The organism is Streptomyces sp. NPDC006314, from assembly GCF_040613075.1.
In the GTDB taxonomy this organism is placed as follows: Bacteria; Actinomycetota; Actinomycetes; order Streptomycetales; family Streptomycetaceae; genus Streptomyces.
Map to the genome: position 1 here is coordinate 331753 of NZ_JBEXRL010000001.1, position 25016 is coordinate 356768.

Annotated in this window: 26 protein-coding genes; 16 read left to right on the forward strand and 10 right to left on the reverse strand. The window is 72.2% G+C overall.

Annotated elements, in window-relative coordinates:
• Positions 1-126: 126 nt before the first annotated feature.
• Positions 127-1575 carry an NAD(P)H-quinone dehydrogenase gene (locus ABZ079_RS01500; RefSeq protein WP_356937326.1) on the reverse strand — a complete coding sequence of 483 codons (1449 nt, stop codon included), beginning with the start codon at positions 1573-1575 and terminating at the stop codon, positions 127-129.
• A gap of 96 nt (positions 1576-1671) precedes the next feature.
• Between ABZ079_RS01500 and ABZ079_RS01505 the strand changes: the two genes are divergently transcribed.
• From ABZ079_RS01505 to ABZ079_RS01515, 3 genes are all read left to right on the forward strand, one after another.
• Positions 1672-2109 (forward strand): gamma-glutamylcyclotransferase, encoded by a 438-nt coding sequence (locus ABZ079_RS01505; protein ID WP_356937327.1) that lies wholly within the window; start codon positions 1672-1674, stop codon positions 2107-2109.
• A 136-nt stretch (positions 2110-2245) separates the two neighbouring features.
• Entirely contained in the window at positions 2246-3070 is an 825-nt protein-coding gene (locus ABZ079_RS01510) for a purine-nucleoside phosphorylase (RefSeq protein WP_356937328.1), read from the forward strand.
• A 292-nt stretch (positions 3071-3362) separates the two neighbouring features.
• On the forward strand, positions 3363-5030 hold the full coding sequence (locus tag ABZ079_RS01515) for a phospho-sugar mutase (protein WP_356937329.1): 1668 nt from the start codon (positions 3363-3365) through the stop codon (positions 5028-5030).
• Positions 5031-5086: 56 nt separating this feature from the next.
• Here the strand turns inward: ABZ079_RS01515 and ABZ079_RS01520 are convergent, their stop codons facing one another.
• From ABZ079_RS01520 to ABZ079_RS01530, 3 genes are all read right to left on the reverse strand, one after another.
• Positions 5087-5290: a hypothetical protein gene (locus tag ABZ079_RS01520; protein ID WP_356937330.1), complete on the reverse strand. Its 204-nt coding sequence runs from the start codon at positions 5288-5290 to the stop codon at positions 5087-5089.
• 61 nt (positions 5291-5351) lie between these two features.
• Positions 5352-5729 (reverse strand): hypothetical protein, encoded by a 378-nt coding sequence (locus tag ABZ079_RS01525; protein ID WP_356937331.1) that lies wholly within the window; start codon positions 5727-5729, stop codon positions 5352-5354.
• A gap of 71 nt (positions 5730-5800) precedes the next feature.
• The gene (locus tag ABZ079_RS01530) at positions 5801-6502 is read right to left on the reverse strand and encodes a PH domain-containing protein (protein WP_356937332.1); all 702 of its coding nucleotides are present in this window, start codon (positions 6500-6502) and stop codon (positions 5801-5803) included.
• A gap of 224 nt (positions 6503-6726) precedes the next feature.
• Here ABZ079_RS01530 and deoC point away from each other — a divergent pair, with 224 nt between their 5' ends.
• Genes deoC through ABZ079_RS01545 form a run of 3 tightly spaced genes read left to right on the forward strand, consistent with a single transcriptional unit; the run spans position 6727 to position 10020 of the window.
• Positions 6727-7686: a deoxyribose-phosphate aldolase gene (gene deoC, locus ABZ079_RS01535; RefSeq protein WP_356937647.1), complete on the forward strand. Its 960-nt coding sequence runs from the start codon at positions 6727-6729 to the stop codon at positions 7684-7686.
• A gap of 5 nt (positions 7687-7691) precedes the next feature.
• Positions 7692-9128, forward strand: coding sequence for an aldehyde dehydrogenase family protein (locus ABZ079_RS01540; protein ID WP_356937333.1), 1437 nt, complete (start codon positions 7692-7694; stop codon positions 9126-9128).
• A complete protein-coding gene (locus ABZ079_RS01545; RefSeq protein ID WP_356937334.1) occupies positions 9121-10020 on the forward strand; it encodes an aldehyde dehydrogenase family protein in 900 nt (299 codons plus the stop codon). The genes ABZ079_RS01540 and ABZ079_RS01545 overlap by 8 nt, the downstream gene beginning before the upstream one ends.
• Positions 10021-10136: 116 nt before the next feature.
• On the opposite strand, the gene ABZ079_RS01550 is transcribed toward ABZ079_RS01545, so the two are convergent.
• Complete coding sequence (locus tag ABZ079_RS01550; protein ID WP_356937335.1) at positions 10137-10532, reverse strand: hypothetical protein; 396 nt, start codon at positions 10530-10532, stop codon at positions 10137-10139.
• Between the two features lie 125 nt (positions 10533-10657).
• Between ABZ079_RS01550 and ABZ079_RS01555 the strand changes: the two genes are divergently transcribed.
• Entirely contained in the window at positions 10658-11293 is a 636-nt protein-coding gene (locus ABZ079_RS01555) for a uridine kinase (RefSeq protein WP_356937336.1), read from the forward strand.
• Positions 11294-11439: 146 nt separating this feature from the next.
• Here ABZ079_RS01555 and ABZ079_RS01560 read toward each other — a convergent pair whose 3' ends face one another.
• On the reverse strand, positions 11440-12216 hold the full coding sequence (locus ABZ079_RS01560) for a SigE family RNA polymerase sigma factor (protein ID WP_356937337.1): 777 nt from the start codon (positions 12214-12216) through the stop codon (positions 11440-11442).
• A gap of 243 nt (positions 12217-12459) precedes the next feature.
• Between ABZ079_RS01560 and afsQ1 the strand changes: the two genes are divergently transcribed.
• The 5 genes from afsQ1 (at position 12460) to ABZ079_RS01585 (ending at position 16457) form a co-directional block, all read left to right on the forward strand.
• Positions 12460-13137 carry a two-component system response regulator AfsQ1 gene (gene afsQ1, locus ABZ079_RS01565; RefSeq protein WP_356937338.1) on the forward strand — a complete coding sequence of 226 codons (678 nt, stop codon included), beginning with the start codon at positions 12460-12462 and terminating at the stop codon, positions 13135-13137.
• Entirely contained in the window at positions 13134-14744 is a 1611-nt protein-coding gene (locus ABZ079_RS01570) for a HAMP domain-containing sensor histidine kinase (protein WP_356937339.1), read from the forward strand. The genes afsQ1 and ABZ079_RS01570 overlap by 4 nt, the downstream gene beginning before the upstream one ends.
• Entirely contained in the window at positions 14741-15343 is a 603-nt protein-coding gene (locus tag ABZ079_RS01575) for a hypothetical protein (protein ID WP_356937340.1), read from the forward strand. The genes ABZ079_RS01570 and ABZ079_RS01575 overlap by 4 nt, the downstream gene beginning before the upstream one ends.
• A gap of 240 nt (positions 15344-15583) precedes the next feature.
• Positions 15584-16144, forward strand: coding sequence for a VanZ family protein (locus ABZ079_RS01580; RefSeq protein ID WP_356937341.1), 561 nt, complete (start codon positions 15584-15586; stop codon positions 16142-16144).
• Positions 16145-16256: 112 nt separating this feature from the next.
• Positions 16257-16457, forward strand: coding sequence for a PspC domain-containing protein (locus ABZ079_RS01585; RefSeq protein WP_356937342.1), 201 nt, complete (start codon positions 16257-16259; stop codon positions 16455-16457).
• A 54-nt stretch (positions 16458-16511) separates the two neighbouring features.
• Here ABZ079_RS01585 and ABZ079_RS01590 read toward each other — a convergent pair whose 3' ends face one another.
• Entirely contained in the window at positions 16512-17699 is a 1188-nt protein-coding gene (locus ABZ079_RS01590; protein ID WP_356937343.1) for an adenosine deaminase, read from the reverse strand.
• 133 nt (positions 17700-17832) lie between these two features.
• Here ABZ079_RS01590 and ABZ079_RS01595 point away from each other — a divergent pair, with 133 nt between their 5' ends.
• Positions 17833-18594, forward strand: coding sequence for a prolyl oligopeptidase family serine peptidase (locus ABZ079_RS01595; RefSeq protein ID WP_356937344.1), 762 nt, complete (start codon positions 17833-17835; stop codon positions 18592-18594).
• 87 nt (positions 18595-18681) lie between these two features.
• On the opposite strand, the gene ABZ079_RS01600 is transcribed toward ABZ079_RS01595, so the two are convergent.
• Positions 18682-19644: a LysR substrate-binding domain-containing protein gene (locus tag ABZ079_RS01600; protein WP_356937345.1), complete on the reverse strand. Its 963-nt coding sequence runs from the start codon at positions 19642-19644 to the stop codon at positions 18682-18684.
• Positions 19645-19707: 63 nt separating this feature from the next.
• On the opposite strand from ABZ079_RS01600, the gene ABZ079_RS01605 reads away from it, so the two are divergent.
• Positions 19708-20997, forward strand: coding sequence for an MFS transporter (locus ABZ079_RS01605; protein WP_356937346.1), 1290 nt, complete (start codon positions 19708-19710; stop codon positions 20995-20997).
• Positions 20998-21166: 169 nt separating this feature from the next.
• Entirely contained in the window at positions 21167-22180 is a 1014-nt protein-coding gene (locus ABZ079_RS01610; protein WP_356937347.1) for a sigma-70 family RNA polymerase sigma factor, read from the forward strand.
• Here ABZ079_RS01610 and ABZ079_RS01615 read toward each other — a convergent pair.
• A complete protein-coding gene (locus ABZ079_RS01615) occupies positions 22064-22417 on the reverse strand; it encodes an STAS domain-containing protein (protein WP_356937348.1) in 354 nt (117 codons plus the stop codon). The two genes, ABZ079_RS01610 and ABZ079_RS01615, sit on opposite strands and share 117 nt — an antisense overlap.
• Positions 22418-22596: 179 nt before the next feature.
• On the opposite strand from ABZ079_RS01615, the gene ABZ079_RS01620 reads away from it, so the two are divergent.
• Positions 22597-23517 (forward strand): AEC family transporter, encoded by a 921-nt coding sequence (locus ABZ079_RS01620; protein ID WP_356937349.1) that lies wholly within the window; start codon positions 22597-22599, stop codon positions 23515-23517.
• A 182-nt stretch (positions 23518-23699) separates the two neighbouring features.
• Here the strand turns inward: ABZ079_RS01620 and ABZ079_RS01625 are convergent, their stop codons facing one another.
• Positions 23700-24983, reverse strand: coding sequence for a thymidine phosphorylase (locus ABZ079_RS01625; RefSeq protein WP_356937350.1), 1284 nt, complete (start codon positions 24981-24983; stop codon positions 23700-23702).
• Positions 24984-25016: the final 33 nt, after the last annotated feature.

A 25016-nucleotide genomic window follows, 5' to 3' on the forward strand; every position in this document is an offset into this window, starting at 1 on the left:
CAGTTTGCGCCGAATAACAGAAGTTGTTCGCGTGGTGGGGCGGGAGGTGATATAGGGCCTACCCGCCCCGACTATGCCGTACGCACACGCGGCGACTCCCCGTGACCAGCGGGAAGTGAGGGCCGGTCAGGCCTCGGCGCTCGCCTTGCGGGTGTGCAGCTGCCGGGCGACCTCCGCGATCGACCCCGAAAGGGAGGGGTACACCGTGAACGCGTTCGCGATCTGCTCGACCGTCAGATTGTTGTCGACGGCGATCGAGATGGGGTGGATGAGTTCCGAGGCGCGGGGCGCCACGACCACTCCGCCGACGACGATGCCCGTACCGGGCCGGCAGAAGATCTTGACGAAGCCGTCCCGGATGCCCTGCATCTTGGCGCGCGGGTTGCGCAGCAGGGGCAGCTTGACGACCCGCGCGTCGATCTTGCCCCCGTCCACGTCCGCCTGCGTGTAGCCGACGGTGGCGATCTCGGGGTCGGTGAAGACGTTGGAGGAGACCGTCTTCAGGTTCAGCGGGGCGACCGCGTCGCCGAGGAAGTGGTACATGGCGATACGTCCCTGCATGGCGGCGACGGACGCGAGGGCGAAGACGCCGGTCACGTCACCGGCCGCGTAGACGCCGGGGGCGGTCGTCCTGGACACCTTGTCGGTCCAGATGTGACCCGACTCGCGCAGCTTGACGCCGGCCTCCTCCAGGCCGAGGCCCGCGCTGTTCGGGATGGCGCCGACGGCCATGAGGCAGTGCGAGCCGGTGATGACGCGCCCGTCGGCCAGCGTCACCTCCACCCGGTCCCCGACCCGCTTGGCGGACTGCGCGCGGGAGCGGGCCATGACGTTCATGCCGCGGCGGCGGAAGACGTCCTCGAGGACGGCGGCGGCGTCCGGGTCCTCACCGGGCAGCACGCGGTCGCGGGACGACACGAGCGTGACCTTCGACCCCAGGGCCTGGTAGGCGCCGGCGAACTCGGCACCGGTCACACCCGAGCCCACCACGATCAGCTCTTCCGGCAGCTCGGTGAGGTCGTAGACCTGGGTCCAGTTGAGGATGCGCTCGCCGTCGGGCTGGGCGTCGGGCAGTTCACGCGGATGACCGCCGGTGGCGATGAGGACGGCGTCGGCGGTGAGGGTCTCCTCGGTGCCGTCGGCGGCGCTGACGACGACCTTTCGTGAGCCGTCGAGGGCCTGCATGCCGTCCAGCCGGCCGCGGCCGCGCATGACCCGGGCGCCGGCCCGGGTGACGGACGCGGTGATGTCGTGGGACTGGGCGAGCGCGAGCCGCTTCACACGCCGGTTGACCTTGCCCAGGTCCACGCCGACCACCCGGGCCGCCTGCTCCATGGGCGGGGTGTCGTCGGCGACGATGATCCCCAGCTCCTCGTAGGAGGAGTCGAAGGTGGTCATCACCTCGGCCGTAGCGATAAGGGTCTTCGACGGCACGCAGTCGGTCAGCACCGACGCTCCGCCCAGACCGTCGCAGTCGACGACGGTCACCTCCGCGCCGAGCTGGGCGGCCACCAGGGCCGCCTCGTATCCGCCGGGTCCGCCACCGATGATCACGATCCGAGTCACGTACTCCATTGTCCCGCACGCTTCAAGGTGCTACTGCCCCGGGGCGCACCAAAGGTCCTCGTGGGACGTGAGTGACCGGCGTTTCCCCTGCCGTACCCTCTCCCCATGTCGCTCTATGCCGCGTACGCCGGCAACCTCGACGCCCGGCTGATGTCCCGCCGCGCCCCGCACTCGCCGCTGCGCGCCACCGGCTGGCTGAACGGCTGGCGGCTGACCTTCGGCGGGGAGCAGCTGGGCTGGGAGGGCGCGCTGGCGACGCTCGTGGAGGACCCGCTGGCGCAGGTCTTCGTCGGCCTGTACGACCTGGCACCCATGGACGAGGAGTCGCTCGACCGGTGGGAGGGCGTGGGCCTCGGCATCTACCGGCGCGTCCGGGTGCGCGTGCACACCCTGGACGGCGAGGAGCCTGCCTGGGCGTACGTCCTCGACGGGTACGAGGGCGGGCTGCCCTCGGCACGCTACCTGGGTGAGATCGCCGACGCGGCGGAGTCGGCCGGAGCGCCCCACGACTATGTGATGGAACTCCGCAAGCGCCCCTGCTGAGCCGCTCACCCAGCGACCCTCCTGCGGCTTTCCTGTGCTTTCGCCCCCCCGTTGTCGAAAACGACAAGACAACGATCCCAATCCCGTGGGGTCCGTCATCTACGCGCGTAGGCGCGGACCGGCTACCCTCATCGGCGTGAACGCATCTCTTCTTCCGGACGACATCCAGGGCGACCCCTACGCCGCCGCCGACGCCGCCGCCGCGCGCCTGCGCGAACTCACCGGCGCCGAGACCCACGACGTCGCCCTCGTGATGGGCTCCGGCTGGGCTCCGGCCGTCGACGCACTGGGCGCACCCGAGGCCGAGTTCCAGGTCACCGAACTGCCCGGCTTCCCGCCGCCGGCCGTCGAGGGCCACGGTGGCAAGATCCGCTCATACTCCTTCGGTGACAAGCGCGCCCTGGTCTTCCTGGGCCGCACGCACTACTACGAGGGCCGTGGCGTCGCCGCCGTCGCGCACGGCGTGCGCACCGCCGTCGCCGCCGGCTGCAAGACCATCGTGCTCACCAACGGCTGCGGCGGTCTGCGCGCGGGCATGCGCCCCGGCCAGCCGGTGCTGATCAGCGACCACATCAACCTGACGGCGACGTCCCCGATCGTCGGCGCCAACTTCGTCGACCTGACGGACCTGTACTCGCCCCGCCTGCGCGCCCTGTGCAAGGAGATCGACCCCACCCTCGAGGAGGGCGTCTACGCGCAGTTCCCCGGCCCGCACTACGAGACCCCGGCCGAGATCCGCATGGCCCGTGTCATCGGCGCGGACCTGGTCGGCATGTCCACGGTCCTCGAGGCGATCGCCGCGCGCGAGGCCGGCGCCGAGGTGCTGGGCATCTCCCTGGTCACCAACCTGGCCGCGGGCATGACCGGCGAACCCCTCAACCACGAGGAGGTCCTCCAGGCGGGCCGCGACTCGGCGGCCCGTATGGGCCAGCTGCTGACGCAGGTACTGGGCAGGATCTGACCGGGCGGGCGCGGTATCGCACCGCGTCGAGCGGGCGCGGTGCATGCGCCACGTCCAGCGCGGTGCTGCGACGGTGGTGACGGGACGCGGTACTGCGGCCGGCACCGAGCCGGACGCGGTGCCGCGGTCGGCGGGGAACGGGGCTCAGGGCGGGGCATGGATGCTGCCGACGGTGGCGCGACACCGCTCGTCCGCGTGCCAGCCGACCCAGGTGGCGGGTGGGCAAAGACGGGGGTCTCGGGGGTGGAGCCCCCAGCGGGACCAGGCAAACACAGGAGAGGTTGATCCCAAGGTGCACGACGATCTCATCGCCCGGGCCAAGGCATGGCTCGCCGAGGACCCCGACCCGGAGACCCGCGAGGAACTCGCCAAGCTGATCGACGCCGGCGACACGAAGGAACTGTCGGCCCGCTTCTCCGGCACCCTCCAGTTCGGCACCGCCGGCCTGCGAGGTGAGCTCGGCGCCGGCCCCATGCGCATGAACCGCAGCGTCGTCATCCGCGCCGCCGCAGGTCTTGCCGCGTACCTGAAGAAGACCGGCCACACCGACGGAGTCGTCGTCATCGGCTACGACGCCCGCCACAAGTCCGCCGACTTCGCCCGGGACACCGCCGCCGTGATGGCCGGCGCCGGCCTGCGCGCGGCCGTACTCCCGCGCCCCCTGCCCACCCCCGTCCTGGCCTTCGCCATAAGGCATCTCGGCGCGGTCGCGGGCGTGGAGGTCACCGCCAGCCACAACCCGCCCCGGGACAACGGCTACAAGGTGTACCTCGGCGACGGCTCCCAGATCGTCCCGCCCGCCGACGCGGAGATCGCCGCCGAGATCGACGCGATCGCCTCCCTGAACGACGTGCCCCGCCCGGACCTGGGATCCCCCCGCTCGGGCGAAGCCGACAGTGGGGGAGGGTGGGAGACCCTGGACGACGCGGTCCTGGACGCCTATCTGGCCCGTACGGACGCCGTCCTGGCCGCCGGTTCCCCGCGCACCGCCCGCACGGTCTACACGGCGATGCACGGCGTCGGCAGGGACGTCCTGCTCGCCGCGTTCGCCCGTGCCGGCTTCCCCGAGCCGGTGCTGGTCGCCGAGCAGGCCGACCCCGACCCGGACTTCCCGACGGTCGCCTTCCCCAACCCGGAGGAGCCGGGCGCGATGGACCTGGCGTTCGCCCGGGCCCGTGCCACCGACCCGGACCTGGTCATCGCCAACGACCCCGACGCCGACCGCTGCGCCGTGGCCGTGCGGGACGGCGGCGACTGGCGCATGCTGCGCGGCGACGAGGTCGGCGCCCTGCTCGCCGCCCACCTGGTACGACGCGGAGCGCGCGGCACCTTCGCCGAGTCGATCGTCTCCTCCTCCCTGCTCGGCCGGATCGCCGAGAAGGCGGGCCTGCCGTACGAGGAGACCCTGACCGGCTTCAAGTGGATCGCCCGCGTCGAGGGCCTGCGCTACGGCTACGAGGAGGCCCTCGGCTACTGCGTGGACCCCGAGGGCGTGCGCGACAAGGACGGCATCACGGCCGCGCTGCTGATCACCGAGCTGGCGTCCGTACTCAAGGAGGAGGGCCGTACGCTGCTCGACCTCCTCGACGACCTGGCCGTCGAACACGGCCTGCACGCCACCGACCAGCTGTCGGTCCGCGTCCAGGACCTCTCGCTCATCGCCTCCGCGATGCGCCGCCTGCGCGAGCAGCCGCCGACCGAGCTGGCCGGCCTGTCCATCATCCGGGCCGAGGACCTCACGCGGGGCACGGACAGGCTGCCGCCCACCGACGGCCTGCGCTACACCCTCGACGGCGCCCGCGTCATCGTCCGTCCGAGCGGCACCGAGCCCAAGCTCAAGTGCTACCTGGAGGTCGTCGTACCGGTCGCGGCCCACGCCGACCTCCCGGCGGCCCGCGCCCGCGCGACCGAGCTGCTGGACGCCGTGAAGCGCGACCTGTCGGCGGCCGCCGGCATCTGACCCCCACCTCGGGGTGCCCCTGCCCGCGGGCACCCCGAGGGTGCCCCTGGGAGGGCCTACGGCGGCACGAGGGCCGCGGTCCACGCCACGGCCAGGACCACCGCGAGCGGCCACAGCGGGCGTACCCGACGGGTCTCCTGGCCCGGCACCGACGGGCGAGGCGCAGGGTCCTGCCGCGGGGCGGTGAGCTCGGCGGCCGCCCGCCCGCAGGGGTGCAGCCCCGCTCCGGCCAGGGCCGGCGCGCGGCGTGGGCCGGCCACGGGGTGAAGGAGGCCCGTCGGCTGTCCGCCTCCGGCTCGGCACCGTCGCACTCGACCCGCATCAGATCGTTCCAGGTGATGTGCCGATGCCGCACAGCCCGCCGAACCACGGCCGGGCGCTGTCCACGGTGATGCGCCGGGCGAGCCGGTGGGGCAGCGAGAGGACCCCGACCAGGTCGAGGACCGCGCCGAGCCGACAGCGCCACGGGCCGGTCTCGCCCCGGAACAGGTGGCAGCCCCAGAGTCCGAGCACGGTCAGCGCACCGGTGACGGCCGCGGCGGCGACCACGGCGACGCCGGCGCGGGGCCCGTGCGAGGGCCGTGGCGCCCAGCCCGCGGGCAGGGCCTCGATACCGACGCGCCTGCTCCCCAGCCGAGGGGAGGCAGCCGGCGGGTACGCCGGAGCCGGGGCAGGGGGCTGCCCGGGGGTCGTACTCATCGCTTCGCAGACCGTCGGAGCCCTCAGCTTCCGTGCGGCCGGCCTTGGTCACGCCCCGGCAGACGCGGGACTCACCCGGTCGCCAGCAGGATCGCCAGCAGTACGGCTCCGGCCACCGCCGGGGCGACCACCTCGTATGCCCAGCGGACCGTCGTCTCGCCCTGGGCGGTCTCCGCCTCCCCGCGCCGCTCCAGCAAGTCGCGCAGGTCGTCCATGACCTGGTCGGTCTCGGCCCGGGTCGGCCCGGTGTCCGTGCCGCGCAGGCCGAATCCGCCGAGTCCGAGGCCGCTCGGCCCCAGCCCGCCGATCCGGCCGCTCGGCGTCACACCCCGGGCCGCGTCCGCCGCCGCCCGCTGCTGCCGGCGTGCCGCCTTCTTGCGGGCCCTCAGCGAGACGGGGATGGCCCACAGCTGGTACTTGGTCCCCGACTTGGCGACGACCTCGTTGGAGTAGCCGGAGCGCAGGCCGGCGACATCGCCCCAGGGCAGGGTGATCACCCGGAAGGGGTTGCGGACGCGCAGCCGGTCCTCGTTCGCGAGGACGGCGGGGCGGAGCGTGAAGGCGACCACCAGCGGCACGGCCAGGATCATCCCGGCGAGCGCCAGCCACGGGGTGCGGCCGTGGCCCTTGAGCAGCGCGTCGAAGCCCAGCCAGCCGACGACCACGAGCAGCAGCACACCGCCCCCGAGCGCCATGGGCGAGCGGTAGATACGGTCCTTGGCGGCGGGCGCCGGAGGCTGTGGCGCGGGTGACTGGTGGTCCGGGGTGGTCATGGCCCCGATTGTGCCGTACGCCTGCGGCGCTTGGACGACCGCCCGTGGAGACGCGGGGACTCCTCGATGCGGGGCGGGTTGTGGTGGCCGGTCGCGCCCATGTTGCGGCGGCGTGCCTCGATGGAGTCCGCGCCCCCAGGGGGTTTCCGTTTCCCCGCGCCGCCCGGGAAGCGGCCTCTGGGGTGTACAGCAGCTACGCGCGTAGATATGCTCGTCTGGTGACCATGCCCACTACCGCACCCACAGCACACGCTCTCGTCGACGTCGCCGCGTCCGACAGCACGCTGCGCCGCTTCCTGCACGGGCTGCCCGGCGTCGACGCGGTCGGCCTGGAGGCGCGTGCCGCGTCTCTCGGCACCCGTTCCATCAAGACCACCGCGAAGGCGTTCGCCATCGACCTCGCCATCTCGATGGTCGACCTGACGACGCTGGAAGGCGCGGACACCCCGGGCAAGGTCCGGGCGCTCGGCGCCAAGGCGGTCCATCCCGACCCCACGGACCGTACGACCCCGGCCACGGCCGCGGTCTGCGTCTACCCCGACATGGTGGCCGTCGCCAAGGAGGCCGTCGCCGGCTCCGGCGTGAAGGTCGCCTCGGTCGCCACCGCCTTCCCGGCCGGCCGCGCCGCCCTCGACGTCAAGCTGGCCGACGTCCGCGACGCCGTCGCCGCGGGCGCGGACGAGATCGACATGGTCATCGACCGGGGCGCGTTCCTCGCCGGCAAGTACCTGAAGGTGTACGACGAGATCGTCGCCGTGAAGGAGACCTGCGGGACGAGCGCCCGACTGAAGGTCATCTTCGAGACCGGCGAGCTGTCGACGTACGACAACATCCGCCGCGCCTCCTGGCTCGGCATGCTGGCCGGCGCCGACTTCATCAAGACCTCCACCGGCAAGGTCGCCGTCAACGCGACCCCCGCCAACACCCTGCTGATGCTGGAGGCGGTGCGCGATTTCCGTGCCCAGACCGGCATCCAGATCGGGGTGAAGCCCGCCGGCGGCATCCGCACCAGCAAGGACGCCATCAAGTTCCTCGTCCTGGTCAACGAGACCGCCGGCGCGGACTGGCTGGACAACCACTGGTTCCGCTTCGGCGCCTCCTCGCTCCTGAACGATCTGCTGATGCAGCGCCAGAAGCTGGCCACCGGCCGCTACTCCGGCCCCGACTACGTGACGGTGGACTGATCATCATGGCTTCCGTATTCGAGTACGCACCGGCGCCCGAGTCCCGCTCGGTCGTCGACATCGCCCCGTCCTACGGTCTGTTCATCGACGGCGAGTTCGTGGACGCGGCCGAGGGCAAGGTCTTCAAGACGGTCAGCCCGTCGACCGAGGAGGTGCTCTCGGAGGTCGCGCAGGCCGGCCCCGAGGATGTCGACCGCGCGGTCGGGGCCGCCCGCAAGGCGTTCGAGAAGTGGTCGGCGCTGCCCGGTTCCGAGCGCGCCAAGTACCTGTTCCGCATCGCCCGGATCATCCAGGAGCGCAGCCGCGAGCTGGCCGTCCTGGAGACCCTGGACAACGGCAAGCCGATCAAGGAGACCCGTGACGCGGACCTCCCTCTGGTCGCCGCGCACTTCTTCTACTACGCGGGCTGGGCCGACAAGCTCGACCACGCCGGGTTCGGAGCGAACCCGCGTCCGCTCGGCGTCGCCGGCCAGGTCATCCCCTGGAACTTCCCTCTGCTGATGCTGGCGTGGAAGATCGCCCCGGCCCTCGCGACCGGCAACACGGTCGTCCTGAAGCCCGCCGAGACCACCCCGCTCTCCGCGCTGTTCTTCGCGGACATCTGCCGCCAGGCGGGCCTGCCCAAGGGTGTCGTCAACATCCTGCCGGGCTACGGCGACGCGGGCGCGGCCCTGGTCGCCCACCCCGACGTGAACAAGGTCGCCTTCACCGGCTCCACGGCCGTGGGCAAGGAGATCGCGCGTACCGTCGCGGGCACCCGCAAGAAGCTCACCCTCGAACTGGGCGGCAAGGGCGCCAACATCGTCTTCGACGACGCGCCGATCGACCAGGCCGTCGAGGGCATCGTGACCGGCATCTTCTTCAACCAGGGCCAGGTCTGCTGCGCGGGCTCCCGCCTCCTCGTCCAGGAGTCGGTCCAGGACGAGCTGCTGGACTCCCTCAGGCGCCGTCTGTCCACCCTGCGCCTCGGTGACCCGCTGGACAAGAACACCGACATCGGCGCGATCAACTCCGCCGAGCAGCTGGCCCGGATCACCGCGCTGGCCGAGCAGGGCGAGGCGGAGGGCGCCGAGCGCTGGTCACCGGCCTGCGAACTTCCCTCCTCCGGCTACTGGTTCGCCCCGACGCTCTTCACGAACGTCACCCAGGCGCACACCATCGCCCGGGACGAGATCTTCGGCCCGGTGCTGTCGGTCCTCACCTTCCGCACGCCGGACGAGGCGGTCGCCAAGGCGAACAACACGCAGTACGGCCTGTCGGCCGGCATCTGGACCGAGAAGGGCTCGCGGATCCTGGCCGTCGCGAACAAGCTGCGGGCCGGTGTCGTCTGGTCCAACACGTTCAACAAGTTCGACCCGACCTCGCCGTTCGGCGGCTACAAGGAGTCGGGCTTCGGCCGCGAGGGCGGCCGCCACGGCCTGGAGGCGTACCTCGATGTCTGAGAAGACCGCACAGCAGCGACTCACTGTCTTCAAGACCTACAAGCTGTACGTCGGCGGGAAGTTCCCGCGTTCCGAGAGCGGCCGGGTGTACGAGGTGACGGACTCGAAGGGCAACTGGCTGGCCAACGCTCCGCAGTCCTCCCGCAAGGACGCCCGTGACGCGGTCGTGGCCGCACGCAAGGCGTTCGGCGGCTGGTCCGGCGCGACGGCCTACAACCGCGGCCAGGTCCTCTACCGCGTCGCGGAGATGCTGGAAGGCCGCAGGGAGCAGTTCGCGCGCGAAGTGGCCGACGCCGAGGGCCTGTCCAGGTCCAAGGCGGCGGCGGTCGTGGACGCCACGATCGACCGCTGGGTCTGGTACGCGGGCTGGACCGACAAGATCGCCCAGGTGATCGGTGGCGCCAATCCGGTCGCGGGCCCCTTCTTCAACCTGTCCTCCCCCGAGCCGACCGGCGTGGTCGCCGTCGTGGCCCCGCAGGAGTCGTCCTTCCTGGGCCTGGTCTCCGTCGTGGCACCGGTGATCGCCACCGGTAACACCGCGGTCGTGATCGCTTCCGAGCAGGCCCCGTTGCCCGCCCTGTCCCTGGGCGAGGTGCTGGCCACCTCCGATGTGCCGGGCGGTGTGGTCAACGTCCTGTCCGGCCGTACGGCGGAGATCGCGGCGCCGCTGGCCGCGCACCAGGACGTCAACGCGATCGACCTGGCGGGCGCCGACGAGGTGCTGGCGAAGGAGCTGGAGATCGCGGCGGCGGACAATCTGAAGCGCGTCCTGCGTCCACAGCCTGTGGATTACTTCGAGACGCCGGGCATCGACCGCATGACGGCGTTCCTGGAGACCAAGACGGTCTGGCACCCGACGGGGTCGCTGGGCGCGTCGGGGTCGTCCTACTGACGTAGGGAGAGCGGCGGGTGACCGCGGGGCTCGGCCGGCAGCGGGTTGCCCGTGACCGGCCGCGCCCCTCGGCGGAGCCGCATGTCGACGCGGACCCGCTCCCCAGTCGGGGTCTCTCAGTGGCCCAGTGCCCCCAGCGCCTGCCCCACCACCGGCAGACCGCCGATCGACGGTGCCTGGGCCACGGGGCCCGTCAGGGTCCTGGAGTCGATGGACTCGAAGTCCGCGAGCCGGGTGCCCACACCGTTGTCCAGGGGGTCCACACCGGTGCCCGCGAGGGGGTTGGGCTTGAGGCCCGCGACCGTGCCGGTCGCGTGGCCTACCGTGCCGGTCGCGGCCGGCACGCCCGACTGCGGGTCGACGTCGCCGAGGTTCACAGGCCGGTGGCCGGCGCCCGGGACCGAGTCGGCGGACGCCGTCGCCGCCCCCGCGCCCAGGGCCGCTCCGGCCGTCGCGAGGGCGATCAGGGCGCGCTGCGCGGTGGAGTGCCGGGAAGAGGTGTGTCGGGCCATCGGGTGCCACCTTCTGATGCGCGGAGTAATGAAGTCGGCACACAGGGTAGTTGAGGCGGGGCTCACGCTCAAAAGACGACCCGCGGGGTCGGCAGGCGGCCCCCCATGCGTCAAACTGGTGTTCCGTGAGCATCCATCCCCCGTCCCCCGCCCGTGTCGTGCTGCTGTGCGGCCCCTCGGGCTCGGGCAAGTCCCTCGTCGCCGCCCGTTCCGGGCTCCCCGTCCTGCGTCTGGACGACTTCTACAAGGAGGGCGACGACCCGACCCTGCCTCTGGTGGAGGGGAGTTCGGACATCGACTGGGATCACCCGGAGTCATGGGACGCGGACGTCGCGATCGCGGCCATCGCCCGGCTCTGCGCCACGGGGTCGACGCCGGTCCCCGTGTACGACATCGCGCTGAGCGCCCGTACCGGCGAGGAGACGCTGCACATCGGCGGTACCCCGCTGTTCATCGCGGAGGGCATCTTCGCGGCGGAGATCGTGGAGCGCTGCCGGGAACGGGGCCTGCTCGCGGACGCCCTGTGCCTGACCCGCGGGCCGGTCACCACGTTCCGGCGCCGCTTCCTGCGGGACCTGAAGGAGGGCCGTAAGTCGGTGCCGTTCCTGCTGCGCCGCGGCTGGCGGCTGATGCGCGCGGAACGCTCGATCGTCGCCCGCCAGGTGTCCCTGGGCGCGTATCCGTGTGATCGCGACGAGGCGCTGGGCCGGCTGGCGGCGGCGGGGGCGGGCCGGCGGACGCGTCGGCAGACGGTGGCCTGACCGCCGAGGGGAACGCGAAACGGGACTGGTCGGACCCCCCGGCCCGCCAGTCCCGTTCCTCTGTGCTCCCCCGTGTTCCCCATGCCCCCCGTGGGATCCACCCCCCCCCGGTGGTCCCCCGTTTCCCCCGTACTCCCCCCCTGACCTCAGGCGACCAACTCGCCGAAGGCGTTCTCCTCGTCACGGCCGAAGCTGAGGACCTCGTCCTCGCGCAGCCGGCGGAGCGACCGCCAGATGCTGGACTTCACCGTGCCGACACTGATGCCGAGGATCTCCGCGATCTCCGGGTCCGTGCGGCCCTCGTAGTAGCGCAGGACCAGCATGGTGCGCTGGAGTTCGGGCAGCCGGGCCAGCGCCTGCCACAGGACCGCGCGCAGCTCGGTGCCGCGCATCGCGTCCGTCTCGCCGGGCGTCTCCGGCAGTTCCTCGGTCGGGTACTCGTTGAGCTTGCGACGCCGCCAGGCACTGATGTGCAGGTTGGTCATGGTGCGGCGGAGGTATCCGCCGACCGCCGCCTTGTCGCTGATCCGGTCCCACGCCTTGTACGTCGAGAACAGCGCGCTCTGCAGCAGGTCCTCGGCCTCGAAACGGTCGCCGGTCAGGTGGTAGGCGGTGGCGTACAGGGAGGCGCGGCGCTCCTGGACGTAGGCGGTGAACTCCGCCTCGCTCAGCGAGCGGCGCTCCTCCGAGGCCTCCCCGTACGCGGTTCCCCCGTGCGTTTCCCCCGTGCGGACGTCAACCACCGTCATGTACGCGGTGTGCTGACGCCCGGCGCCGCGAGCGCACCCCCGTCCTCCCCCGAGCTCGCGGCTCCGCTCGATCAGGGAGGTGCCCACACCCGCACCGGACTTCTCGGAACCCCGGTGCACGTCGTGCAGACGCGTGACCACTGCGCTGGTGCTGATGCCGTGCAGCGTGTTCATCTCGCGCTCCCCCGTCGTGGACTTCCGGTGCTTCGGTCTCGCTCCGGGCTGGTTCCGGCTCACCGCCGTGCCCGTGCCCAAAAGACTGCCGGGGCCACTTCATCGCCGTGTCCGCCGACTGTCACAGACCTGTCACAGGGGCCTGGCACGCTGCTGTCACCGACAGCACACGGGTAGTGGCGGTACGCCGGGATCGGTCCCACAGGTCGTCCGCCACCCCCTCCATGGGCCAGAATGAGGCCCGTGCCTTCCCTGTTGCTGATCGAGGACGACGACGCCATCCGCACGGCCCTGGAACTCTCCCTGACGCGCCAGGGACACCGGGTGGCCACCGCTGCCAGCGGCGAGGACGGTCTGAAGCTGCTGCGTGAGCAGCGGCCGGACCTGATCGTGCTGGACGTGATGCTGCCCGGCATCGACGGGTTCGAGGTGTGCCGGCGCATCCGGCGCACCGACCAGCTGCCGATCATCCTGCTGACCGCGCGCAACGACGACATCGACGTGGTGGTCGGACTGGAGTCCGGCGCCGACGACTATGTGGTCAAGCCGGTGCAGGGGCGGGTACTGGACGCCCGGATCCGGGCCGTGCTGCGGCGCGGGGAGCGCGAGTCCAGCGACTCGGCGACGTTCGGCAGCCTCGTCATCGACCGTTCGGCGATGACCGTGACGAAGAACGGCATGGATCTGCAGCTGACCCCGACCGAGCTGAGGCTGCTGCTGGAGCTGAGCCGGCGGCCCGGTCAGGCGCTGTCCCGGCAGCAGCTGCTGCGGCTGGTGTGGGAGCACGACTACCTGGGCGACTCCCGCCTGGTGGACGCGTGTGTGCAGCGGCTGCGCGCCAAGGTGGAGGACGTGCCCTCCTCCCCGACCCTGATCCGTACCGTCCGTGGTGTCGGCTACCGCCTGGACGTCCCTCAGTGACCGAAACGCAAGGGAGGCTGCGCGGCTGGGCCGCGGGGCGCGGGGGAAGTCTGTCGCGGTTGCGGTTCACCAGCCTCAGGCTGCGACTGGTCCTGGTCTTCGCTCTGGTGGCGCTCACCGCCGCGGTGTCGGCGTCGGGCATCGCCTACTGGCTGAACCGGGAGGCCGTGCTCACCCGCGCCCAGGACGCGGTGCTGCGCGACTTCCGGCAGGAGATGCAGAACCGGGCGGGGGCGCTGCCGGAGCACCCCACGCAGGACGCGCTGCAGCACGCCGCGGGCCAGATGGCCGACGACAGCCAGCACTTCAGCGTGCTGCTGGTGGGCCAGGACCCGAGCGGCAAGACGGTGTACGGCAACTCGGACGGCATCAACGGCTTCTCGCTGGAGGACGTGCCCAAGTCGCTGCGCGCGGCCGTGAACAAGCGGCAGAAACCGACCGACTCCAACAAGGAGCCGTACCACCTGTACTGGCAGCGGATCACAGACCACGGCACGCCGTATCTGGTGGCCGGTACGAGGGTGATCGGCGGCGGTCCGACGGGCTACATGGCGAAGTCCCTGGAACCGGAGGCCAAGGACCTCAACTCGCTGGCCTGGTCGCTGGGCATCGCCACCGCACTGGCGCTGATCGGCGCCGCGCTGCTCGCGCAGGCCGCCGCCACGACCGTGCTGAAGCCGGTGCACCGGCTCGGGGTGGCCGCCCGGCGCCTGGGTGAGGGCAAGCTGGACACGCGACTGCGGGTGTCCGGCACGGACGAACTCGCCGATCTGTCACGGACGTTCAACAACGCGGCCGAGGCGCTGGAGCAGCGGGTCGCGGAGATGGCCGCCCGGGACGAGGCCTCGCGCCGGTTCGTGGCGGACATGTCGCACGAGCTGCGGACGCCGCTGACCGCCATCACCGCCGTGACGGAGGTCCTGGAGGAGGAGCTGGAGTCGGAGGCGGGGGGCATCGACCCCATGGTCGAGCCCGCCGTACGGCTCGTCGTCAGCGAGACCCGGCGGCTGAACGACCTGGTCGAGAACCTGATGGAGGTCACCCGCTTCGACGCGGGCACCGCCCGGCTGGTCCTGGACGACGTCGACGTCGTCGACCAGATCACCGCCTGCATCGACGCCCGCGCCTGGCTGGACGCGGTCGAGCTGGACGCCGAGCGCGGCATCCACGCCCGCCTGGACCCGCGCCGCCTGGACGTCATCCTCGCCAACCTGGTCGGCAACGCGCTCAAGCACGGTGGATCGCCGGTGCGGGTGGCGGTGCGGGAGGCGGACGAGGAGGTAGTGATCCAGGTCCGCGACCACGGTCCGGGTATCCCCGAGGACGTCCTCCCGCACGTCTTCGACCGCTTCTACAAGGCGAGCGCCTCCCGGCCGCGCTCGGAGGGCAGCGGCCTCGGCCTGTCCATCGCCCTGGAGAACGCGCACATCCACGGCGGGGGGATCACCGCGGCCAACTCACCCGACGGTGGCGCGGTGTTCACCCTGCGACTGCCCCGGGACGCCTCACGGCTGACCGAGGAGGCCGATGAGGCCGAGCACGACGACCGGGCCGGCAAGACCGGTACGGCCGACAGGAACGACGGTATGAGGAAGGAGGGGTCATGACCGTACGACGCCTGCTGGCACTGCCCCTCCTGGGCGCACTGCTCACCGGCTGCGGCATCCGGGCCACGGAGGTGCCGACCGACTTCGGGGCGGCGCCCTCACGGGTGGCGTGCTCGCTGGCCGGGCCCGACGTGTCCGCGCAGTCCTCGCGGGGGGTGCCCGTACAGGTCTTCCTGCTGTGCGGGGCGTCCCTGGTGGCCGTCGACCGGACCGTGCGGGTCCCGGACGGCACCCCGGACGCCCGGCGCCGGGTGATCGTGGCGCAGGGGCTGCTGGACCAGCTCGCCGCGTCCCCGTCGGCCCCGGAGAAGGCGGCGGGCTACACGACGTACGTGCCGGGCGGCCTGAGCGTGTCCGGGCCCGGGGCGAAGGACCCCGAGGACACCCTGCGGCTGAGCGCCGCCCCGAGCCGCCTCGGCGCCTACGCCCTGGCGCAGCTGGTGTGCACCCTGTCCGACTCCGCCGCCACCGAGGGAGACGGCTCGGTCATCCTGGGCGGCCCCGGCGCCGCCGCCCCGCGCCGGTACCACTGCACGGATGACGTCCGTAACCGCCCGGGCACCACCAAGCCACCGTCCAGCAAGGTCGCGGACGCCTAGCGGGTTCAGCCGTCCGCCCCCGGCCACCGCCCGGCGACCGCGCGATCGGCCAGGGCGGACCCGTACTCGTACAGCCGCCCGAGCCTGCGGGCCGTCGTGCCGCTCGGGGCGGCACCCGTCCCGGGGGAAGGCGGCACCCCGCGGGCGACACCCACCCCCGCCCAGCCAAAGCACCCCTCCGAACCGGCCGGAAAGTTCCGGTGCGGAACCGATCTCGCCCCGCCCTGCGTCTAGGGGGGCGTGCAGCGTCAAGGCTCCATCGGCGGCAGCGCCGCGATCCGCATCCGTGTGACGGGGGGTGTCCTCCTCGTCACCCACCTCGCCGTCGTCGCCTGGCTGATGCTGCGGCCCCTGGACGTGCCCTGGGTGATGCCCCCCAACCTGCGCCCGCTGGACGGCATCCGGGCCGACCTGGCGCTGGGCTGGCCGGCGGCCGCGAGACCCCTCGGCGAGGGGCTGGCCCTGCTCGCCCCGCTGGGCGTGCTGCTGCCGATGGCGCACGGCAGGCTGACCGCCTGCCCGCTCGCCTCCCTGATCCGTACGGCGGCCGCGGGCGCCCTGATCTCGCTCGGCATCGCCCTGCTGCAGACCGGTGTTCCGGGCAGGGTGGTGGACGTCGACTCGGTGCTGCTGAACACCTTCGGCGTGATCGTGACGCACCTTGCCGTCGTACCGGCCGGCCGCGCCCGGCTGCGGCGCCGGGAGGCAGTCGAGCACGTCGAGGTGGAGCCGGTCACCGTGCAGGAGGAGCTGTCTCAGGGGCGCACCCCGACGATTCCCAGGGTCGGGATCGCCCCGTAGAGCGACGCTTCGCCCCCTTCGTCTCCCTATCGTGGAAGACAGCTGGGGACGCCACTCGGGCGGCCCCGACCACGGGTCCGGCAGCGCGCCGACGACCACGGAGGAGCCCCCCATGACCGCCCTTGTCCGCCCCACCCACGGCCGCATGATCGGCGGAGTGTGCGCCGCGCTGGCACGGCGCTTCGGCACCTCCGCGACGACGATGCGGGTGATCTTCCTGGTCTCCTGTCTGCTGCCGGGCCCGCAGTTCCTGCTCTACATAGCGTTGTGGATCCTGCTGCCCTCGGAGGACAAGGCCCGTACCGCCTGGTGACTCAGCCGAACAGGACCCAGCGTCCGCATTCCAGGTGGGGGGATCGCCCGGCGGCTAGCCTTGCGAACCACCAGAGCCGCTCGCGGAGGCCGCCTGCTGGAACAGCCATTCGGATTTCAGCTCGGCATATCCGGGTTTGATCACGTCGTTGATCATCGCGAGTCGTTCATCGAAAGGAATGAACGCTGATTTCATCGCGTTGACGGAGAACCACTGAAGGTCGTCGAGCGTGTAACCGAACGCCTCGACAAGATGCTCGAATTCCCGGCTCATGGTGGTGTGCGACATCAGCCGGTTGTCGGTGTTCACGGTGGCCCGGAAGTGCAGCCGGCGCAGCAGCCCGATGGGGTGCTCGGCGTAGGAGGACGCGGCCCCCGTCTGCAGGTTGGAGCTGGGGCACAGCTCCAACGGGATCCTCTTGTCCCGGACGTACGAGGCCAGCCGGCCGAGCTTCACCGAGCCGTCGTCGCGGACCTCGATGTCGTCGATGATCCGCACGCCGTGGCCGAGCCGGTCGGCGCCGCACCACTGCAGCGCCTGCCAGATGGACGGCAGTCCGAAGGCCTCGCCGGCGTGGATGGTGAAGTGGTTGTTCTCGCGCTTGAGGTACTCGAAGGCGTCGAGGTGCCGGGTGGGCGGGTAGCCGGCCTCGGCGCCGGCGATGTCGAAGCCGGCCACGCCGGAGTCCCGGTAGCGGTTGGCGAGTTCCGCGATCTCCAGGGAGCGGGCCGCGTGCCGCATGGCGGTCAGCAGGGCACCGACCCGGATCCGGCGGCCGTTCTCCCGGGCGAGCCGCTCGCCCTGCCGGAACCCCTCGTTGACGGCCTCGACCACCTGTTCCAGGGTCAGTCCCTGTTCGAGGTGCTGCTCGGGCGCGTACCGCACCTCGGCATAGACGACCCCGTCCGCGGCGAGGTCCTCGGCGCACTCCCGGGCGACCCGGATCAGGGCCTCCCGGGTCTGCATCACGCCGACGGTGTGGGTGAAGGTCTCCAGATACCGTTCCAGCGAGCCGGAGTCGGCGGCCTCGCGGAACCAGATGCCCAGCTTGTCCGGGTCGCTCTCGGGAAGTTCCGGATAGCCGGTCTCCCGGGCGAGTTCGACGACGGTGGCCGGGCGGAGCCCGCCGTCGAGATGATCGTGCAGCAGAACTTTGGGCGCCCGGCGGATCTGGGCCGGCGTCGGAACATGCGCCGGCACGGTCGCCGGGGCGGCCCCGGTCGGTGCGGTCTGGCTCGTCATTTCCGCACTCTAACGCCTACGCGCGTAGAGCGCCGGTGTACGCGTCGACTCTTTCCCGGCACTTTTCCGTCGATACGCAACGGTGACCGCACGTACGGGTTTCGTACACCGCGCCTTCTGACACTGTTCTGTCATGGGACAGCAAGCGACGCCGGTCCGAACGGCCAGGCTCGGAAAGGCAGTCGGCCCGGAGCCGACGGCGGTCAGCGGAGCGGTGCTGCTGCTCCCCGGCGGGGAGGAGGTCTCCGCCCGCAGGCCGTTCCCCCTCCGGGCGACGGCCTTCGTTCGCTCCCTGAGCCGCCGCATCGCCCGCGCGGGCCGCGGGGAAGGGCTGGCCGTGCACACCGTGCAGTACCGCTACCGGGGCTGGAACGGCGGTTCGGCCCATCTGGCGGCGGACGCCGAGTGGGCCGCCGATGAGCTCGTACGACGGTACGGGGACGTCCCCGTGTGCCTGGTCGGGGTGGGCATGGGCGGCCGGGCGGCGCTGCGCGCGGGCGGCCATGAAGCGGTGAACTCCGTTGTCGCGCTTGCCCCCTGGCTGCCGGAGGAGGACGTCGCCGCTCCCGCCGAGCCGGTGAAGCAGTTGGTGGGCCGCCGGGTGCTGATCGTGCACGGCACGAACGACGAACGGACCGATCCCGAGCTGTCGTTCCGGTTCGCCGCGCGGGCGAAGAAGGCGAACCGGGAGGTGTGCCGGTTCGAGGTGCACTCGGACGGCCACGGGTTGCACGGTCACCGCAGCGAGGTGATCCACCTCTCCGCGGACTTCGTGATGGGGGCGTTGTTCGGGTGCCCGGTTTCCCGGCCGGTGGAGGACGCGCTGGCCGCGCCGCCGCCGATCGGACTCCGGATGCCGTTGGCCGCGGGATTCGGCAAGTCGTTGCGGCGGTAGGGCTCGGCCGGCCGGCGTCGTGTCCGGGGTGCGGGTGGCTCGTGGTGGAACGCGCCCACGCGACGGAGCCGCACATCGATGCGCCCCTCAGGTGGCCAGCAGGTTGCCCCTCCGCGAGAGCAGGAACTTCTTGAAAGCCGCCACCGGGGGTGTGTCCGGGCGGTCGGCCAGCCACGCCACGCCGATTTCGCGGGCCGCCCGGGGGGCCGTGACCGTCAGTTCCGCCACCCCGGGGCGGGGGACGGTCGGCGGTGGTAGCAGGGCGACCCCCAGACCCGCCGCCACCAGGCCCCTCAGGGTCTCCGCCTCCTCGCCCTCGAAGGCCACCCGCGGGCGGAAACCCGCCTGGCGGCACAGGTCGTCCGTGATGCGCCGGAGGCCGTAGCCCGGCTCCAGGGTGACGAAGGTTTCGTCGGAGGCCTCGGCCAGGCGGATGCGGCGGCGGGCGGCCAGCGGGTGGTCGGCGGGGACCACGAGACGGAGTTTCTGTTCGTCCAGGCGGCGGGCGACCAGGTCGGGGGCGTCGGGGACCGGTGAGGTCAGGCAGAGGTCCAGCTCGCCCGCCCGCAGCCGCTCCAGCATCGCCTCGCCGTAGTTCTGGACCAGGCTGAAGCGGACGCGCGGATGGTCGGCGCGGAAGGCGTGCAGCAGGCCCGGTACGGTCTCCGCGCCCATGGTGTGCAGGAAGCCGAAGGCGACCTTGCCGGTGGCCGGGTCGGCGTCCGCGCGGACCTCCTCGGCGGCGCGTTCGATCTCGGCGAGGGCGCGCTCGACGGAGGCGAGGAAGGTGCGGCCGGCGGTGGTCAGGGAGACCGTGCGGCCGTGGCGGGCGAAGAGGTCGACGCCCAGGTCCTGCTCCAGGCGGGCCATCGCGCGGGAGAGGGTGGACTGGGGGACGTTCATCTCGTGGGCGGCCCGGGTGACGTGCTCGGTGCGGGCCACGCCGGCGAAGTAGGCGAGCCGCGGCGCGAGCAGCCTCGACATCTCTGTCATGTCTTCTGTGTCACCGGACGGTGACAGCCGCTCCTTTGACCTCTGCTGATGCGTCATGGGAACGATTATGGCAATTCCATGCATTGGACGGATGAGAGGGACCGTACCTACGGTCGAAGCATGTCTCCCGCCAGTACCGGGGCGTCCACCAGCGTGGGCGCCGTCATGTCCGTCCCCTCCTCCGACTCCGCGTCCGACTCCCGTATGACGCCGGGCGGTCCCGGCTACCGCCGGATGAGCCTGGCCCTCTTCCTCGCCGGAGTCGCGACCTTCGCCCTCCTCTACTCCACGCAGGCCCTGCTCCCGCTGATCTCCGGCGAGTTCGGGGTCGCGGCGAGCGAGGCGAGCTGGACCGTGGCGGCCGCGACCGGCGGTCTGGCCCTGTTCGTCCTGCCCATGAGCGCCCTGTCGGAGCGCTTCGGGCGCCGTACGGTGATGACGGCCTCGCTGGCCGTCGCGGTCACGGTCGGGATGCTGGTGCCCTTCGCGCCGTCGATCGGTGCGCTGGTGGTGCTGCGAGCGGTGCAGGGCGCGGCGCTCGCCGGTCTGCCGGCCTCGGCGACGGCATACCTCGCCGAGGAGGTCCGGCCGAAGGCGCTGGTCACAGCGATCGGCCTGTTCGTCGCGGGCAACAGCGTCGGCGGCATGAGCGGCCGGGTGATCACCGGCTGGGTGGCCCAGGAGTGGGGCTGGCGGGTCTCGGTCGGCGTGATCGGCGCGATCGCGGTCGCGTGCGCGGTGGCGTTCCGGCTGCTGCTGCCGGCCCCGAAGCACTTCACGCCGGGTTCGCTGCGCCCGCGCGTTCTGCTCGGCACGGTCCGCGACCACCTCTCCGACCCCCTGCTGCGGCGCCTGTACGCGATCGGCGCGCTGTTCATGACGGTGTTCGGGGGCGTGTACACCGTGATCGGCTACCGCCTGACGGCGGAGCCGTTCGGGCTGCCGCAGGGCATCGTGGGTTCGATCTTCCTGGTGTACCTGGTGGGTACGGTGTCGGCGTCCACCGCGGGTCGTCTGGTGGGCCGCCTCGGCCGCCGGGGCGCGCTGTACCTGGCGGCCGGTACGACGGCGGCGGGCCTGCTCCTCTCGCCGGCCGGCTCGCTCCCCCTGGTGCTGCTGGGTCTGGTGCTGATCACGGCGGGATTCTTCGCCGGGCACGCGGTCGCCTCCTCGGCGGTCGGCAAGACGGCCACGCACGGCCGGGCCCAGGCCTCGGCGCTCTACCAGTCCGCGTACTACATCGGCTCCAGCGCCGGAAGCACGGTCGGCGCGATGGCCTTCCACGCGGGCGGCTGGACCGGCACGGTCGGCGTCGGACTCCTCGCGGTCCTCGGCGTCGTGACGATCACGGTCCTCGGTTCGCGGGCGGCCCGGGTGGCGGCCCGCCGGGAGCCGGTCGCGGCGCACTGAGCCCGGTGCGGGTCCGGTCGCGGGCCGGCGGCTTTCGCTCATGACGTGGCAATCGGTCTGAGCCGGGCTTCTTGGCGCTCGGGGGGCCATTGTCAGTGGGCTGCGGTAGCTTCCCAAGTGCTGGGGCGCGAAGGCGCGCGGACAGGACGGCCACAGGGGTGGGTGGACGATGGGCGGCAGCACGGCGACGGCGGACCTCGATGTCGCACTGGAGAAGCACCGGACCGAGCTGACCGGGTACTGCTACCGGATGCTCGGTTCCTCCTTCGAGGCCGAGGACGCGGTGCAGGACACCCTGGTGCGGGCCTGGCGGAGCTACGAGAAGTTCGAGGGCCGTTCCTCCCTGCGGTCGTGGCTGTACCGGATCGCGACGAACGTGTGCCTGGACATGCTGACGGCGGGCAACAAGCGGGCTCGCCCGATGGACCTGACCGAGTCCACGCCGCTCGCCCGGGCGGCGCTCTCCCCCCGCCCGGACCACACCTGGCTGGAGCCGATGCCGGACGCGCGCGTGCTGCCGACGGTGGAGGATCCGGCGGAGGCGGCGGTCGCCAGGGAGTCGGTCCGGCTGGCCTTCATGGCGGCCCTCCAGCAGCTGCCGCCCAAGCAGCGGGCGGTGCTGATCCTGCGCGAGGTGCTGGCCTGGAAGGCGAGCGAGGTCGCCGAGTTGCTGGGCACCACGGTCGCCTCGGTCAACAGCGCGCTCCAGCGGGCCCGGGCCACCCTTGCGGAGCGCGAGGCCGCGGGCGGCGAAGGGTCGGTGTCCGACCCGCTGGACGAGGAGCAGCAAAAGCTCCTGGAGCGATACGTCAAGGCGTTCGAGGGCTATGACATGACGGCGCTGACGGCGTTGCTCCACGAGGACGCGATCATGACGATGCCGCCGTTCGACCTGTGGCTGCGCGGCCGGGCCGACATCACCGGCTTCATGACCACCCTCGGCGCCTCCTGCGCCGGTTCCCGCCTGCTGCCGGTCCAGGCCAACGGCCTGCCCGGCTTCGCCCACTACAAGCCGGACCCGGACAACGGCGGGTTCAGCCCCTGGGCGGTGCAGGTGCTGGAGCTGTCAGGCGGCCGGATCACCGGTTTCCACTGCTTCCTCGACACCAAGCGCTGGTTCCCCCTCTTCGGCCTGCCCCTCCACCTGGAAGCGGAGCCCGACGAGGTCGAGGAGGGCGTGTAGCGCGGGACCGGGGCCCCGCAGCCGTATCCGCCCGCCGGCCCGGCGGGCGGCCAGCTCCAGCCGGGCCAGCAGATCGACGGCCGCGAGCCCCGGGGGCCCGAGCCCGCCCACGTCACAGACGACGACTTCGGCCCCGCCGCCCTCCAGCAGCGCCCGCACTTCGGCACACAGCGCCGGCACCTGGCCACGGCTGACGGGGCCGGGCAGGACGAGCACGGCGGGGGCCTTGGCATCCACGTGCGGATAGACCGGCGGGACGGGCGGAACTCATCGCGGGCCGGTGCGGGCGCCGCACTTCCCGGGTGACGCCGTGCCCGTTGCAGCGCCGCGGCCGACGTGTCCGCCGACGGCCGCCGCACCGGACCCGTCGAAGATCACATTGACCAGCTCCCCTCCTCCCCCGCAGGGTTGGTCCCGTGGCGGGGGTACTGAGCGGGTTCGCGGTGATCGCGGTCGTCATCGGGGTGGGTTATGTACTCGGGCGACGCGGGACGCTGGGCCCGCAGGGCGGTGAGGTGCTGACGAGGCTGGCCTTCACGGTGGCCGGGCCGGCGCTGCTGTTCACCACCCTCGCCGAGGCGGACCTCTCGGTACTCTTCTCCAGCCGCCTGCTGGTGACGGCCCTGAGCACGGCGGCGGTGTGCGGCAGCTTCGTGGCGGTCGGAGGGATACGGCGCTGGGGTGTGGGCCGTACGACGATCGGCGCCCTGTGCTCCGGTTACGTCAACTCGGGCAACCTCGGGATCCCGATCGCCGCGTATGTACTGGGCGACGCGTCTCTGGTCGCACCGGTGCTGCTCTTCCAGGTCGTGCTGGTCACCCCCGTCGCCCTCACCGTCCTGGACCTGTCCGGGACGGGCGGGAAGGGCACGGTGTGGCGGCGCCTGCTGACGCCGCTGCGGAACCCGATAGCCGTCGGCTCCCTGTCGGGGGTCGTGGTGTCGGCGGCGGGCTGGCAGCTCCCGGGGCCGCTCATGAACCCCCTCACCCTGATCGGCAACATGTCCGTCCCTGCGGCCCTGCTGGCCTTCGGCATGTCCCTGCACGGCAGCGCGGCCCCTGGCCGGGGGCGGGACCGTGAACTGGTCCTGCTGTCGGTCGGCCTGAAGTCACTGGGCCAGCCGCTGGTCGCCTGGGCTCTGGCCACGACCGTCTTCGGCCTGCGCGGCGCCCCGCTGCTGGACGTGGTGGTGACCTCGGCCCTCCCGGCCGCGCAGAACCTCTTCACCTACGCCAGCCGCTACCGCGTGGCCCAGTCCCTGGCCCGGGAGTCGATCCTGGTGTCGACGGTGGTGTCCGTGCCGGTGCTGGTGGGGGTGGCGGCGGTACTGGGGTGAGGGCCAGTCGGCGGAGTCGACGGAAAGGGTGAGACCGAAGGGCGCGGGCGGCCGGGCGCCCCGGACTCCCCCGGCCGGTCGGGACTCGGTCGCCCTCGAACGCGTGCATGAGCCCGTCCGACAGCGGAACGGGACCGGTGGGGGCCCACCGATCCCGTTCACCCGGAAGGGGAATGCCCTGATCAGGCGATACGTCCCAGCACCACCGGCGACGGCGTGAAGTCAGTCCCCGGCGCCGCGATGTCGTACGAGCCCTCCACCGCCTGCAGCGCGTACTCGAAGCGCTCGGGGGTGTCGGTGTGCAACGTCAGGAGCGGCTGGCCCTCCGTCACCGTGTCGCCCGGCTTGGCGTGCAGTTCGACGCCCGCCGCCGCCTGCACCGGGTCCTCCTTGCGGGCGCGGCCTGCACCCAAACGCCAGGCCGCGATACCGATGTCATAGGCGTCCAGGCGGGTCAGCACACCGGAGGACGCGGCCTTGATCACGTGCTGCTCGCGAGACGTGGGCAGCTCCGCGTCCGGGTCGCCGCCCTGCGCCGCGATCATCCGGCGCCACACGTCCATCGCGGAGCCGTCGGCCAGCGCCTTCGCGGGGTCCGCGTCCTTGATGCCGGCCGCGTCGAGCATCTCGCGGGCCAGGGCGATCGTCAGCTCGACCACGTCCGCGGGGCCGCCGCCCGCCAGGACCTCGACCGACTCGCGGACCTCCAGGGCGTTGCCCGCCGTCAGACCGAGCGGAGTCGACATGTCCGTCAGGAGGGCCACCGTCTTCACGCCGTGGTCCGTGCCGAGGCCGACCATCGTGGACGCCAGTTCACGGGCGTCCTCGATCGTCTTCATGAAGGCTCCCGTGCCCACCTTCACGTCCAGGACCAGGGAGCCGGTGCCTTCGGCGATCTTCTTCGACATGATCGAGGACGCGATCAGGGGGATCGCCTCGACCGTGCCGGTGACGTCGCGCAGGGCGTACAGCTTCTTGTCGGCGGGTGCCAGGCCGTCGCCCGCCGCGCAGATCACCGCGCCCGTCGTGTCGAGGACGTGCAGCATCTCCTCGTTGGAGAGCAGGGCCCGCCAGCCGGGGATCGACTCCAGCTTGTCCAGGGTGCCGCCGGTGTGGCCGAGGCCCCGGCCCGAGAGCTGGGGGACGGCTGCTCCGCAGGCCGCGACCAGGGGGGCCAGCGGGAGCGTGATCTTGTCGCCGACGCCGCCCGTGGAGTGCTTGTCGGCCGTGGGACGGGACAGCGCCGAGAAGTCCATGCGCTCCCCGGAGGCGATCATGGCCGCCGTCCAGCGGGCGATCTCACGGCGGTTCATGCCGTTGAGCAGGATCGCCATGGCGAGCGCGGACATCTGCTCGTCGGCGACCTCGCCCCGGGTGTACGCGTCGATGACCCAGTCGATCTGCGCGTCGGTCAGCTCACCGCGGTCCCGCTTGGTGCGGATGACGGAGATGGCGTCCATGGCCATGGCTGAGGGCTTCCTTCCGGGAGGTGCGAAGTG